The organism is Streptococcus bovimastitidis (assembly GCF_001885095.1).
Classification (GTDB): Bacteria; Bacillota; Bacilli; order Lactobacillales; family Streptococcaceae; genus Streptococcus; species Streptococcus bovimastitidis.
In genome coordinates, this window is record NZ_LZDD01000001.1 from 1106260 (window position 1) to 1120861 (window position 14602).

General features: G+C 41.5%; 14 protein-coding genes. 2 read left to right on the forward strand and 12 right to left on the reverse strand.

The genetic code is table 11. The annotated features are described in order from the left end of the window. Positions 1-97: 97 nt before the first annotated feature. From ruvB to A9Q68_RS05555, 8 genes are all read right to left on the reverse strand, one after another. On the reverse strand, positions 98-1096 hold the full coding sequence (ruvB, locus tag A9Q68_RS05525; RefSeq protein WP_071793674.1) for a Holliday junction branch migration DNA helicase RuvB: 999 nt from the start codon (positions 1094-1096) through the stop codon (positions 98-100). 31 nt (positions 1097-1127) lie between these two features. Further along, positions 1128-1226, reverse strand: a complete 99-nt coding sequence (locus A9Q68_RS10885) for a quorum-sensing system DWW-type pheromone (protein ID WP_206281793.1) — start codon at positions 1224-1226, stop codon at positions 1128-1130. Positions 1227-1296: 70 nt separating this feature from the next. Continuing rightward, positions 1297-2202 (reverse strand): helix-turn-helix domain-containing protein, encoded by a 906-nt coding sequence (locus A9Q68_RS05530; RefSeq protein WP_071793675.1) that lies wholly within the window; start codon positions 2200-2202, stop codon positions 1297-1299. Positions 2203-2300: 98 nt separating this feature from the next. Continuing rightward, positions 2301-3593, reverse strand: a complete 1293-nt coding sequence (gene purB / locus A9Q68_RS05535; RefSeq protein WP_071793676.1) for an adenylosuccinate lyase — start codon at positions 3591-3593, stop codon at positions 2301-2303. 9 nt (positions 3594-3602) lie between these two features. Next, positions 3603-4697 (reverse strand): 5-(carboxyamino)imidazole ribonucleotide synthase, encoded by a 1095-nt coding sequence (purK, locus tag A9Q68_RS05540; RefSeq protein WP_071793677.1) that lies wholly within the window; start codon positions 4695-4697, stop codon positions 3603-3605. Then, positions 4684-5172: a 5-(carboxyamino)imidazole ribonucleotide mutase gene (gene purE / locus A9Q68_RS05545; RefSeq protein WP_071793678.1), complete on the reverse strand. Its 489-nt coding sequence runs from the start codon at positions 5170-5172 to the stop codon at positions 4684-4686. Before purE ends, purK begins: the two co-directional genes overlap by 14 nt. Positions 5173-5273: 101 nt before the next feature. Beyond that, the gene (purD, locus tag A9Q68_RS05550; RefSeq protein WP_071793679.1) at positions 5274-6536 is read right to left on the reverse strand and encodes a phosphoribosylamine--glycine ligase; all 1263 of its coding nucleotides are present in this window, start codon (positions 6534-6536) and stop codon (positions 5274-5276) included. A gap of 136 nt (positions 6537-6672) precedes the next feature. Further along, on the reverse strand, positions 6673-6894 hold the full coding sequence (locus A9Q68_RS05555; protein WP_071793680.1) for a hypothetical protein: 222 nt from the start codon (positions 6892-6894) through the stop codon (positions 6673-6675). Positions 6895-7823: 929 nt separating this feature from the next. Here A9Q68_RS05555 and A9Q68_RS05565 point away from each other — a divergent pair. After that, a complete protein-coding gene (locus A9Q68_RS05565; RefSeq protein WP_071793682.1) occupies positions 7824-8438 on the forward strand; it encodes a hypothetical protein in 615 nt (204 codons plus the stop codon). Between the two features lie 105 nt (positions 8439-8543). Further along, positions 8544-9626, forward strand: coding sequence for a peptidoglycan hydrolase ScrM (gene scrM / locus A9Q68_RS05570; protein ID WP_071793683.1), 1083 nt, complete (start codon positions 8544-8546; stop codon positions 9624-9626). A gap of 157 nt (positions 9627-9783) precedes the next feature. Here scrM and purH read toward each other — a convergent pair whose 3' ends face one another. From purH to purF, 4 genes are all read right to left on the reverse strand, one after another. Then, positions 9784-11331 carry a bifunctional phosphoribosylaminoimidazolecarboxamide formyltransferase/IMP cyclohydrolase gene (purH, locus tag A9Q68_RS05575; protein WP_071793684.1) on the reverse strand — a complete coding sequence of 516 codons (1548 nt, stop codon included), beginning with the start codon at positions 11329-11331 and terminating at the stop codon, positions 9784-9786. Positions 11332-11410: 79 nt separating this feature from the next. After that, positions 11411-11971, reverse strand: coding sequence for a phosphoribosylglycinamide formyltransferase (purN, locus tag A9Q68_RS05580; RefSeq protein WP_071793685.1), 561 nt, complete (start codon positions 11969-11971; stop codon positions 11411-11413). Beyond that, a complete protein-coding gene (gene purM / locus A9Q68_RS05585) occupies positions 11968-12990 on the reverse strand; it encodes a phosphoribosylformylglycinamidine cyclo-ligase (protein ID WP_071793686.1) in 1023 nt (340 codons plus the stop codon). The genes purN and purM overlap by 4 nt, the downstream gene beginning before the upstream one ends. Before the next feature lie 149 nt (positions 12991-13139). Next, entirely contained in the window at positions 13140-14594 is a 1455-nt protein-coding gene (gene purF / locus A9Q68_RS05590) for an amidophosphoribosyltransferase (RefSeq protein ID WP_071793687.1), read from the reverse strand. Between the last annotated feature and the right edge of the window lie 8 nt (positions 14595-14602).

Genomic DNA, 14602 nt, shown 5'->3' on the forward strand with positions numbered 1-14602 from the left:
AAAAGAAGCTGAGTTAAACTCAACTTCCTAAATTGATAGCTAAAAAAAACTAAGCTACTGATTTCCGTTTAAGTTATCTTATGAACACGATCTAAAATTATTGACTGTTATACGGATAATGCAGATGGTCGTAAGCTTTTTGCGTAGCCACCCGACCCGTCCGCGTCCTCATAATGAAACCTTTTTGAATCAAATATGGTTCATACATATCTTCAACCGTGTCACGTTCTTCAGCGATATTGACCGAAAGTGTTCCTAAACCAACTGGGCCACCATTATACATTTCAATCATAGTTCTTAAGATTTTCTGATCGACATAATCTAGTCCTTCATGATCGACATCCAACATGGCTAAAGCCTTATCCGTAATCTCTTTGGTGATGACACCATCACCCATAATTTGAGCATAGTCACGCACACGTTTTAAAAGACGGTTAGCAATACGGGGAGTGCCACGACTACGGCGAGCCAATTCATGAGCCGCTTCTTGAATAATTTCCATCTCAAAAATATCAGAAGTCCGTTCAATGATTTCCGTTAAATCATCAACTTGGTAATATTCCATATGACCTGTGATTCCAAAACGGGCCCGTAAAGGATTAGATAACATCCCTGCACGAGTTGTTGCCCCAATTAAGGTAAAAGGTGGCAATTCTAGATGGACACTACGGCTAGTATCACCTGCACCAATCATAATATCAATATAGAAATCTTCCATGGCACTGTAAAGCACTTCTTCAACTGCCATAGGCATGCGGTGAATCTCATCAATAAAAAGGACATCACCTGGTTCTAGGTCATTTAAAATAGCAACCAAGTCCCCAGACTTTTCAATGGCCGGGCCTGATGTCTGTTTCAAATTAACGCCCAATTCATTGGCAATAACAAATGCCATGGTTGTTTTCCCCAAACCTGGAGGGCCAAAAAGGAGAACGTGATCCAATGATTCATCACGCATCTTTGCAGCTTCAATAAAGATGGACAGCTGGTCCTTGACCTTATCCTGTCCAATGTATTCTCTTAAATATTGCGGGCGTAAAGTTCTTTCTACCAGTTCTTCATCACCCATTACATCGTTATCTAAAATTCTAGTCATGCCCTTATTATAGCACAAAGCTAGGGACCATTCATCCGATAGACCACCAATCTTTTTCAATCATGGTTGTAGCTGCTTTAGCCAATAAGATTGCCAGTAAAAGTAGGGTGTATTTGTATTTTTTGAACATAAGGTTCCTCCTTTATTTTTTTAACATTATACCGACTAAGGCAAAAAAATAACATGACATCAATGTCATGTTACTGAGCTTGGTCATTATCCCAACTTTCTTTTAAGCGTTGGACCAGATAAGCATCCGTCAAGGTCTTAGCATAAATGATCGACTGACGATAATAATAAGCAGCTTTTCGACTATCCTTCATAAAGAATAAACAATAACGCCATTCATACATATAATAGATGGGCATGCGTTGGAAGTCTTGCGTAATGGTCATAATACGCCGGCAAACATCTAATAAGCGTCGAATTTTTTGATACTCTTTCAACTCTAAGCCAACGTATATAGACGTTAAAAGAACATTATTAAGTAAGAAAAGATCCTTGAAATCCAATTCTTCCTCTAATTTCAAGAGTTTGCTTGTAAAGCAATTAAAAATAGCTAAATCAAAAAGTTCTTCCTGAAAGTTGGAGACCAGACCACAAGTTAAATAGAGGTCAATCAGGAAAATATCATTCAGGCTAAAGCCCTTTTTCTTTCGAATTTGAGCGATGTATTCCTGTAAAAGCTCCTTACCATAATTAATATCCCCACTCTGATAGACATCAAAACGTGATTGCAAGAGATCAATGATCAATTTCTCTTCCTCAGGCAAATGATCGTAGTAATTCTCAAAAATATCATCAAATTGAGCCTCTCTTTTTGAAAGACTTTGCTCATTCATATAAGTTGGCTGACGGAGGATACAATACTTTAATTCTTTATAGCGTTTGGGCAAAACCAGTTGGTCAGGATCAATTAATTCGGAAACAGGTAGAGCTAGTTGTTTGGCGATAAATTGGACCTTGGCAAGGGTTGGTATGGATTGACTTTTTTCAATACGGGCCAGTTGACGAGTAGACAGCTGAGATTCATCCCCGCAAAGCGCTTCGCGGGTTAAGCCCCTATCTGTCCTAAGTTTACGGATCTTTTCCCCAAGTTGCTGCATTCAGAACTCCTAATCATTTTTTTATCTAATTATAACATTTTTGACATCTTTTGTTAATTTTAAAAGAAACAAAAAAAATAAGGACTCATCCTTATTTTTTATAAACCTAAACGGTTAAAGATATCATCGACACGTTGTGTGTAATAAACAGGGTTGAAGAGTTCGTCGATTTCTTCTTGGGTTAGACGAGAAGTCACTTCTTCATCAGCTTCTAAAAGGGGTTTAAAGTCCACTTGGTTATCCCATGAGTAAGCTGTTTTTGGTTGAACTAAGTCATAAGCACCTTCACGAGTCATGCCTTTTTCAATCAATTTCAGCATAACACGTTGGCTGAAAATAAGACCAAAGGTAGAGCCCATGTTGCGGATCATATTTTCTGGGAAGACCGTTAAGTTTTTAACGATATTGCCAAAACGGTTAAGCATGTAGTTAATGAGAATGGTTGTATCTGGAGTAATAATCCGTTCTGCAGAAGAATGAGAAATATCACGTTCATGCCATAAAGGAACATTTTCATATGCTGTGATCATATGACCACGGATAACACGCGCCAAACCTGTCATATTTTCAGAACCGATTGGGTTACGTTTATGTGGCATGGCTGAGCTACCTTTTTGCCCTTTGGCAAAGAACTCTTCCACTTCACGTTGTTCAGATTTTTGTAACCCACGGATTTCAGTCGCCATGCGTTCAATAGAAGTTGCGATGCTTGCTAGAACCGCAAAGTATTCGGCATGTAAATCACGAGGTAAGACCTGTGTAGAAATTTCTTGGGGGCGGATGCCAAGCTTACCACAAACATATTCTTCCACAAATGGAGGAATATTGGCAAAATTGCCTACGGCGCCAGAGATTTTACCAGCCTCAACCCCAGCAGCAGCACGTTCGAAACGCTCTTGATTACGCTTCATCTCGCTATACCAAGTCGCCAGCTTAAGCCCAAAGGTCGTTGGTTCCGCATGTACACCGTGAGTACGACCCATCATGATCGTCATCTTATGCTCACGTGCCTTATCAGCCACGATCTGCGTAAAGTTCTCAAGGTCGCGACGAATAATATCATTAGCTTGTTTGTAGAGGTAACCATAAGCCGTATCAACAACGTCCGTTGACGTCAAACCATAGTGAACCCACTTACGCTCATCACCCAGGGTTTCTGAAACCGCACGAGTGAAAGCCACCACATCATGACGGGTTTCTTTTTCAATTTCAAGAATCCGATCCACATCAAAGTCGGCATTAGCACGAATCTTAGCCACATCCTCTTTCGGAATCTCACCAAGCTCAGCCCAAGCCTCATCTGCGAGGATTTCCACCTCTAACCAAGCACGGTATTTATTTTCTTCACTCCAAATGTTCGCCATCTCAGGGCGTGAATAACGTTCTAACATCTTTTCTCCTTAATTAAAATCGATTCCTTTACCAAACTCCTCAACCTCATCAGGCACATCACTAAACAGCGTCATATGTCCCATCTTGCGGTTTTGTTTCGCTTCTAGTTTACCATAAAGATGAAGGTGGGCGCTAGGGTTTTCTTGGACATAGGCTTGCGCTTTGTCCACATGTTGACCTAAGACATTAAGCATGACCGCTGGAGCGTGCAAAGTAATGGCTGGCAGCGGCAAACCGAGCACACCCAGAATATGAGTGTCGAACTGTGAGAAATCACAAGCTTCGATAGAATAGTGACCAGAATTATGCGGTCTTGGGGCAATCTCGTTGACAATAATGTCATCTTTGCTGGCAAACATTTCCACACAAAGGGTTCCTGCTAGATTCAACTCCTTAGCAATCTCCAAGGCCATGGCCTTAGCCTTTTCTGCTAGGCCTTCTGAAATGCGGGCTGGAACAATGGTCTTAGACAAAATATTATTTCTGTGGATGTTTTCTTGGACTGGGAAGACCGTAAATTCTTTCTGGTTACCTGAGACGATAACAGACACTTCAAGATCGAAATTAACGAACTCTTCCAAGACACAGTCAGCAGCGTCAGCTAATTTTCTAGCCTTAGGAAGATCAGCTTCAGACTTAATCACGATTTGGCCGTGACCATCATAGCCACCAGTTGCTGTTTTAAGGACATGGTTTTTAGTCAAGTCAATGTCATCCAAGTCAGTTGCAGATTTAATCACTTTATAAGGCGCTACTTTAACACTTGCTTTGTTGGCAAGAAAGTCTTTTTCAGTGATGCGATTTTGAGAGATTCGTAAAAGGTCTGTCCCTTGTGGTAATTGACCATCATTAATAACAGCATCTAAACCATCAGCATCAACATTTTCAAATTCATACGTGAGGACGTCACAACGGTCTGCCAACTGGCGAAGCGCATCAACATCATCATAAGGCGCCACAATGACTTCACTGACACGTGATGATGGGCAATCAGCAGCCGGATTCAAAGTAATCACCTTATGCCCCTTGTAAATGGCCGAAATTGCCATCATTTGACCTAGTTGACCGCCACCAATAATTCCAATTGTTTTAGTTGAGTTCATCTGTCATAGCCTCCGCAAGTTTACCTTGTTCCAATTGGAAATCAGCTAATGCCTGAGCAATTTTTGGGTCTTCAATAGAAAGGATTCGCAAGGCTGTCAATGCTGCATTGGTAGCCCCTGCTTCACCAATAGCCATAGTTGCAACAGGAACGCCACCTGGCATTTGCACAATGGAGTATAGGGAATCAAGACCACTCAAAGCACGTGACTTCACAGGCACACCAATAACCGGCAAGGTTGTTTTAGCAGCTACCATTCCAGGCAGATGCGCTGCACCTCCCGCACCTGCAATAATAATCTTGATACCACGGCCACGCGCTTCTTCAGCATGCTTGAACATCAAGTCAGGTGTCCGATGAGCAGAAACCACTTTTTTCTCATAGGCAATGCCAAATTTATCCAAGACTTCTGCTGCTTTTTGCATGGTTGCCCAATCAGAACTAGACCCCATGATGATGGATACAATTGCTTCCATTTTCTCTCCTTAATATAAATCATTGATTCTTTTTTGCTTGCGCTTTTTAATATTTCAATTTGATGATAAATTCAAATAAATTAACAAACCAACTCCAATTATTATTTCAAAGCTTTGCTTCCGATGTCGTTACGGTAAAAGAGGCCTGGCCGTTTTTGTTTATCCAGTTCTTGGTAAATTCTGGTTTGCGCAGCTGAGACGTCGTCAGCTGTGGTGACCAACATGTAAACCCGACCGCCATTGGACAGCAGTGCTTGGCCATCCGCCGAAAACTTAGCGCCGGCATAGTAAGTCACAATCTCGCCCTCGCTTTTAGCTGGCAAAACAACACCTTTATCATAGGCTAATGGGTAACCTTCTGAGGCTACCACGACACCCAGAGTAAGTCCTTCTTCTAACCAAGTGATTGTGGTCTCCTTTTGATCAAGAATGTCTGTAATGTTTTGGGCAAAGTTTGAGGTGAGGCGAGGAAGAATAATCTGCGTTTCCGGATCACCGAAGCGAGCATTAAATTCAATAACTTTTGGACCCTCATCCGTCAAAATCAGACCCGCATAAAGGATTCCAAGGTAAGGTCGCCCTTCTGCAATCATACCATTAAGGACTGGTTTAACAATAGTTTCCACAGCTTGATCAACCACATCTTGTGAAATGTGCGGTACTGGCGCATATGCTCCCATTCCGCCTGTATTTGGACCCTTGTCACCATCATAGGCCCGCTTATGGTCTTGGGCTGTCGGCATCATATAGAACTTGTCGCCATTAACGAAAGCAAAGAGTGAAAATTCCTCACCCTCAAGAAACTCTTCAATAACCACTCTGGCACCAGAATCGCCAAATTTATTGTCTAGAAGCATCTCATGAGCAGCTTCTACTGCCTGATCAACCGTTTCAGCCACAACAACACCCTTACCAAGAGCCAAACCGTCAGCCTTAACAACGATTGGTGCGCCTTTTTCTAGGATGTAGGCCTTAGCTTCTTGGAAGTCGGAGAATGTGCCATAGGCTGCTGTCGGAACTTGGTACTTAACCATGATTTCTTTGGCAAAATCCTTAGACCACTCAAGCTCCGCTGCTAAACGGCTTGGACCAAAAGCTTTCAAGCCGGCTGTGTTAAAATCATCAACAATCCCAGCTGCCAAGGCATCATCTGGACCAATAAAAGTCCAAGCAATATCATGTTCTTGCGCAAAGGCAATCAATTTTGAATGTTCGGAAATAGCAATGTCGACCAATTGTAAACCATCTAAGGTCATGCCATCATTACCAGGAGCAACAAATACAGTCTCAACCCCATCAGACTCTAACAATTTTTTAGCAATAGCATGTTCACGGCCACCAGAACCAACAACTAAAAGTTTCATATTTTTACAGGAATCAAAGCTAATGACTTCAATTCAAATCCTTTCATTGACGAATTATACATTATCATTATAACATATATGTTCGGAAATTTAAAAAAGATATCCTAAATTAATCGGATATCTTTTAGCAAATGCGCTATTTCCCGATTTTTATTGACAACTTATTTACAATTGGAATTTTTAGCAAATAAGTCATCAAGAATTTGATTACAGCATAAGCAAAGGCTAGTTGGAAAATCAGCACTAGATGACAAGCTTGAACTATCATTCTTGAATTTCCCATCAGATATTGAATAGAAACAAGTATTCCAATTAGAATGACGTTAACTTGACTCATACCATTAAATATTTTTTTCATTTTTTGATTCCTTTCAATTTCCTTTTATTCTAGCTCTTTCCATCTAGAATAAAATGTCAAAAAGGAAAAGAGTCTCAGGGATAAGAAAGTAAGAGTAATAGCATTTAACAGACTTATTTAAGATAATAGCGAAAGGTAACTCATCAGGTAATCACATAAAAAAATAATAAAGAGTCTCAGCCAACTGCCATCCTTGAAAATTTTTTTCGAATTATAATATAAGCCTAAAAAAAGAGTTGACTCAGCCAGTCGATCTGATAATCCGATTGGTCATTAATATTGTGAATGCTAATAAAAAGCATACCAAAAGTCACGAAACAACTATAAACTTAAAACTTTTTTGCAATTGAATTGATTTAAAACTATTTTTCATATGATAATACTTTACCTTGGTGATTACCATAATACATACTCTCGCCTCTATCAATTCAGTTTTTAGGAGCTTGCTCACTTTTTGACCGAGACAAAAAAACCATATTATCGAATAATTGAGGTAAGAAAAAGTTAATCAGACATTTTTGCTATTTTCACTGACAAAAGTTTTTGTTATGATGTCTTTGTATAACTTATAGAAAGGAGGAATGAAGTTACAATGAATTCCCACTCTCCAAAATCACTTTTTTATCTCTGTCTCTTCTTTACCTTACTATTTTGGACGCTTAGCTTTTTTCACTTAAAGCAATGGCTGGTTTTCGCATCATTGACTTTCATCTCTTCCTTAACCCTGTTATTATATGGCAAAAACAACAAATGATACTCTTTTCTAAAAAACAACTGTTTTGATGGCAGTTGTTTCTTTTTTTTTCGAATAGATAGGTAAGGAGGTAAAAAATAGTGGAGTTGCTAAAAGAAAGGAGAGATAAGCAACGGAAATAATTACTTTAGTCAACTCCCAGCTAATGTCAAAAAAGAATAGAAAGGAAAAAATGATGCATAAACTCATTAAAACAACAACCCTTACTCTACTGGCTTCCTTCATGGTCAATTCTTCACTTCCGGCTGTCATGGCAGAGCAGACAGCTCAACCAAAAATAGAAACCACAAGTCAAGGTCAAGAATGGCTTCCCATTTCTGACTTAGAAGGTAACCTGACCCAACCAAAACCTGACGCTAAAATGCTGGAAAAGGCCAAAGCCTTGGAAGACTATTTTTATGTTAAGAAGACCGGAGCGATCGGCTTACGTGGAGATGCTAAAGAACTTGCAAGATTACTCAATATTTCTGAAGCAGATGCTCAACTTTACTATGAAGCTGTCAAAGAACTCCCAAACACATATATGAGAGGACCTGTTGGTATTCGCTTCAACCTCGGTCCCAAAGTACGTGGTATGTCCGGCTGGGCGGCAGGTGCTTTCGCAGCTGGTTATGCCGGTTGGTACTTAAAGCAGTTTGCGGTGAATCCTGCTACTGCTGGCTTTGCGGCCGTTATTTCAGGTGCCATTGGTTGGGCCGTAAAAACTGCTGTTGAAAGTCACAAGACAACAACTCTAGCTGTTGTCTATGTTCCTGGTGTAGATTTGGTTTACACCGTAAATGTTCCCTAAGTAAAATCACGATTTCTTGAGTCACTTTAGTTCCCATAAAATTACCCTGCTTTTTTGGCAGGGTTTTCTTATTTTTTTCGAATAGATAGTTAAGGAGGATTGAAAATGAAAACAACACAGTATTGGCGACTTTGTCGCACACTATTTCTTAGCCTTTTGGCTCTCATAACCTTGATGACTAGTCATCAGGCTAAGGCTAACGTCCATGGGGATGATTACCCCCTGGCTTGGAAAAAAGGCGCTGGCAGTGACCACTGGGGGATGATTCTTCGGCAATGCACCTCTTTTGTGGCCCACCGCCTGGAAAAGGTTAACGGGTTTACTCTGCCCATTGGCTATGGAAATGCGGAATCCTGGGGAACAATTGCCAAGCAGAAAGGCTACTTGGTCGACCATAATCCTAAGGTGGGTTCTGTGGCTTGGTTTGATAAAGGCGTGGCCTTCTCACATAAACAGTATGGGCATGTCGCTTGGGTAGCTGAGGTTAAGGGTGACAGGGTGACCCTAGAAGAATACAATTTTAATGCCGGCCAAGGGCCGGAACAATACAACTGCAGAAAGATTCGCCGGAAACAAGCCTCAGGCTATATTCATTTCAAGGATCTAACAGCTGATACTAGCAGTGAATCAAGTTCCAAGCGCAGCCAGACCTCAAGTCTGGCATCAAGTGGCTCCTATACTTTTAAGGCCAAAACAGGTGTAAAGGCTGATCCGATTTTCAAAAGTGCAGACCTAGACAGCTACCCTGTTGGCGGAGTCGTATTCTATGACCGGGTTTTGGAAGCGGACGGCTATCGCTGGCTGTCTTATATTGGCGGTTCTGGCAATCGGCGTTACGTGGCCATTGAAAAGTTGACAAAAAAAGCCACAGATAAAAGTTTCAAAGTCGGAGATAGCATCACTTTTAGGGGGCCTTTTCAAGTCAGCCAAAACCACGGTTGGATGGTTTCAAGTAATAGTTTAGCGGGTGGACCTGCGACCCAACTCAATTGGCTAGACCCAAGGCCCCTTCTTGAAAGCAACAAGCAGGGTCATAAATCCGGGGACCAAGTTCTTTACCCAGGTGACTACTTCACTATCCCAGGAAAATACAAGATTCTACAAGTAGACCAAAAAACCAAAGGCCTAAAAATCAAAATTGGACAAAAAGAAACTTGGGTAAATTGGGATCAAGTCAAGCAATCTTAAAACAAAACCCTAGCCAATTCTAAATGGCTAGGGTTTTAGGGTATAGGAGGTTTATGAAAAGAAGATTTTAGGGGTCCTATTTCTAGAATGACTCTAGTTTACTAGAGAGTCCTTAAGAATAGCTTAAAGATTCCTTTCACAAACCTTAAAGTTAAAATTAATGTCTGAAGTGGCGAACTCCTGTAAAAATCATGGTGATACCATGTTTATTTGCTGCATCAATGGATTCTTGGTCACGAACTGAGCCACCAGGTTGAATAATAGCTTTGATGCCAGCTGCTGCAATTTCTTCAATGTTATCCGCAAATGGGAAAAAGGCATCACTAGCCAAGGCTGCTCCTTCTAGACGATCCTTAGCTTGCTCAATAGCAATACGAACAGAAGCTACACGGTTTGTTTGACCAGGTCCAACACCAAGAGTCATATGATTATTGGCGATCAAGATACCATTTGACTTCACGTACTTGATGGCGCGCCAAGCAAATTCCAAGGCTTCTTTTTCTTCTGGGCTTGGTTGACGATCGGTAACAACTTCCCAAGCCTCTGCTTTTTCCTCAACAACATCCTGATTTTGAACCAGCATACCACCGACAACACCTGTGTATTCCGCCTCAATCTCAGAAGCATCTTGCCCTTCAAATGGCAATTGGAGGATACGAAGGTTTTTCTTCTTGTTTGTGAGAATGGCTAGCGCTTCATCAGAATAGCTTGGTGCAATGATGATCTCAAGGAAGATAGGGTGCATTTTCTCAGCTGTCGCTTTGTCAACTTCTCTGTTAAGAACAACAATTCCACCAAAGATAGAAACAGAATCTGCCTCATAGGCATAGTCCCAAGCTTTTTCGATAGTGTCAGCTTGGCCGATGCCACATGGATTCATGTGTTTAAGAGCTACGACTGTTGGGCGCTCTTTGAAGTCACGGATAATGCGGATAGCCGCGTCAGCGTCACGAATGTTATTGAAAGATAATTCTTTCCCATTCAATTGTTTAGCTGAAGCTATAGAATAATCCGTTGGCAAGGCTTTTTGATAGAAGTCAGCCCCTTGTTGTGGATTTTCACCATAGCGCATTTCTTGTTTCAAGTCGTAAGTGAGGGTTAATTTTTCTGGTTTTGTTTCACCCACTTGGGCAGTGAAATATTCGGCAATCAAGGCATCATAAGCTGCGGTGTGGCGGAAAACTTTAGCTGCCAAAGCCTGACGCGTTTCGTATTTGGTTTCCCCGATTTCTTTTAATTCTGCTAGCACGGGCGCATAGTCAACTGGGTCGACAATAACGGTTACGCTGGCATGGTTTTTGGCTGCCGAGCGCAGCATTGATGGACCACCGATGTCGATATTTTCAACTGCTGAAGCATAAGTGACGTCTGGTTTTAAGATGGTTTCTTTGAATGGGTAAAGGTTAACCACAACCAAATCAATCAATTCAATGGCATTATCTTTAGCTGCTTGTAAGTGGGTATCCAAATCGCGACGAGCTAGAAGACCCCCATGAATGTTGGGATGAAGGGTTTTGACACGGCCATCCATCATTTCTGGGAAACCTGTCACATCATCAATGGCGACGGTATCAAGACCTGCTGCATCAAGGGCAGTCTTAGTCCCACCTGTTGAGATAATATCCCAACCAAGGCTTTTTAATTCTTGGGCAAAGTCTACAATGCCCGCTTTATCTGAAACTGAAATCAGTGCACGTTTTGTCATCGTTCTTCCTTTTCTCTCTATATCTCAAAGTTTTCACATGATGTGAATAACTCATTTTTAACCATTTTATTTCTGACAATCACTTGTCTGATTGCTCCCCTAAAAGTTCTTTGATGACCTCCGGATAAAGCTTATATTCTGCTTCATGGATTCTGGCTTCAAAGCTTTCAATACTATCTTCTTGCAGGCGTGGGACACGGACTTGTTTGATAATTTGCCCAGTATCAACACCACTGTCCACCCAATGAATGGTTACACCTGACTGATCAACACCTGCATTCCAAGCATCCTCGATGCCATGGGCACCTGGAAATTCTGGTAGATAGGCTGGATGAATGTTGATGATTTTACCTTGGTAGGCTTCTAACAAGGTTGGTCCGACAATTTTCATGTAGCCTGCTAAACAAACCAAGTCAATACCATGTTCATCCAACATTTGGACAATTTTTTCTTCATAGGCTTGCTTGTTGGCAAACTCTTTGAGCTCAAAAGCGACAGCTTGAACACCTAGCTTGTTGGCACGCTCTAAGACATAGGCATCGCGATGGTCTGAAAAGACCAAGGCTACCTGGAACTGCTCGGCAATGACCTGAAAATTCGACCCATTACCAGAGGCAAAGACGGCTATTTTTTTGCTCATTTGATGATAACACTCTTATCTTCTTTTTTAATGATTCGGCCAATTTCATAAACAGGTTCATCAAGCAATTCTTTAACACGCGCCACATGCTCTGGTTTAACCGCTAGCATGAGTCCAATACCCATATTAAAGATTTCGAACATTTCTTCATGTTTGATGTCGCCATATTTTTCCAAGGCTTTGAAGATTGGTAAAACAGGTACTTGAGCCTCATCAATTTCAGCTGCTAAATGGTCCGCAAACATCCGTGGCACATTTTCAATAAAGCCACCACCAGTGATGTGGGCAATGCCGTTAACCAATTTTTCTTTGACCAAGGGAAGAACAGCTTTCACATAGATGCGAGTTGGTTCTAATAGGACTTCTTTTAAAGCTTTGCCTTCAAGTTCAGGTAAGATAGCTTGGCCTTCATAGTCAGCAAATACACGACGTACAAGGGAGTAGCCGTTAGAATGAATACCGCTAGAAGCAAGGCCTAAAAGGATATCACCTTCAGCAACTTTTGAGCCATCAATAATTTCTGATTTCTCAGCCACACCGACTGCAAATCCAGCTAAATCGTAGTCGTCTTCACCATACATGCCTGGCATTTCGGCTGTTTCACCACCAATAAGGGCAGCGCCAGCTTGGACACAACCTTCAGCAACACCAGCCACGACCTGTTCTAATTTGGCTGGTTCATTTTTACCAGTTGCAATATAGTCTAAGAAGTAAAGAGGTTCTGCTCCGGCAGCAATAATATCATTAACACACATGGCCACACAATCTTGTCCGATGGTGTCATGTTTATCATATTTGATGGCTAACATCAGTTTGGTTCCAACACCGTCAGTGCCAGAAATCAAAACCGGTTCTTTAACACCTGTTTTCGAAAGGTCAAACATGCCACCGAAGCCACCTAGAGCTCCCATAACACCCGCACGTTCCGTCCGAGCTACATGTTTTTTAATCCGTTCTACAACTTCATAACCCGCTTCAACATCAACACCAGATTGAGCATAAGCATTTTTTTCAGTCATTTGATTTTTCCTTTTCCTTTAAACAAATCTTGATTAGAGAGGCAACTCGAGAAAATAAAGTCGCTAGTTCTTTGTTTCGATCTAGTGGTATCTTTAGGCAAATCGCATAATAGCGATTGCCGCCTTGTGATAAGGGCGTTTACTCCCAATCACTTAACATCATCAATAAAGAAACTTGTTTTTTCTTCTAAGCTCTTGACGTAAGCTTCTTCATAATCATAGAGGGGCGTTGGATACTCGCCATCAAAATAGGCAACACAGAGGCCGCCATTTGGGGCGTCTGTTTCAAGTCCAATAGATTCAATTAAGCCATCTAATGAGAGGTAAGTTAAACTATCTGCGCCGATAATCTTGCAGACTTCTTCGGCACTATGGTTGGCTGAAATCAATTCTCGACGTGTTTGAATATCAATCCCGTAAAAACATGGGTATTTCAACTCTGGACTGCCGATTGCCACGTGAACTTCTTTGGCACCTGCCTCCCTCAGTAAGCTGACGATGCGACGTGACGTTGTTCCGCGAACGATGGAATCGTCAATCATGACCACGCGCTTGTCTTTAACCACGCCTGAAACAGCTGAAAGTTTCATACGAACGCCTTGTTCCCGTAATTCCTGAGTTGGCTGGATAAAGGTTCTTTGAGTGTATTGATTCTTCACCAGTCCCATCTCATTTGGCAATCCTGATTCTTCTGCAAAGCCCATGGCTGCGGATAAAGAAGAATTAGGGACACCAATCACGATATCAGCTTCATGATGGAATTCCTGCGCTAGCCGTTTCCCCATCTTCTTACGCGCTGTATGGACGTTTACGCCATAAATGGTTGAGTCTGGCCGTGCAAAGTAGACGTACTCCATAGAACAAATAGCTAACTGTGTATCAGTTGTGTAGGTGTCAATTGTAATACCATTATCATCAATGGTGATCAATTCACCTGGCATGACATCACGTACCCATTTTGCACCGATAACTTCAAAGGCACATGTTTCACTGGAAATAATCCAAGCACCATTTGACATTTGCCCAATGGATAAGGGTCTGAATCCATTGGGATCAAGAGCCGCAATTAATTTATCTTCTGTCATCAAGAGATAAGCAAATCCACCTTTAACGGTATTTAGGGCCTCTTTAACTTTGCCAATATATTCTGGATGATGGCTACGACGGATCAAATGCATGAGAATTTCAGTATCTGAAGAGGCATTGAAGATTGCCCCTTCATGTTCTAATTCTTTTTTTAGTGAAATAGCATTAGTCAAATTCCCATTATGGCAAAGACCAAACTGAGCATCTGTAAAGTTATAGAGGAAAGGCTGGATATTGTTTATGGATGCTGTTCCAGCTGTCGCATAACGAACGTGTCCGATAGCTGCATTGCCGGTTAATTTATCTAAGTCAGCTTGATTTTTAAAGACGTCGGAGAGAAGTCCTATATCGCGATGCTGATGGAGCTTACCATTGTTATTAGCAACAATGCCTGCCCCTTCTTGACCCCGGTGTTGTAAACTATGGAGTCCAAAATAAGTGACTTGGGCTGCTTGGGGATGACCCCAAATCCCGAAGACACCACACTCTTCATTGAGTGATTTTACTTCGTATGTCATCTTAACCT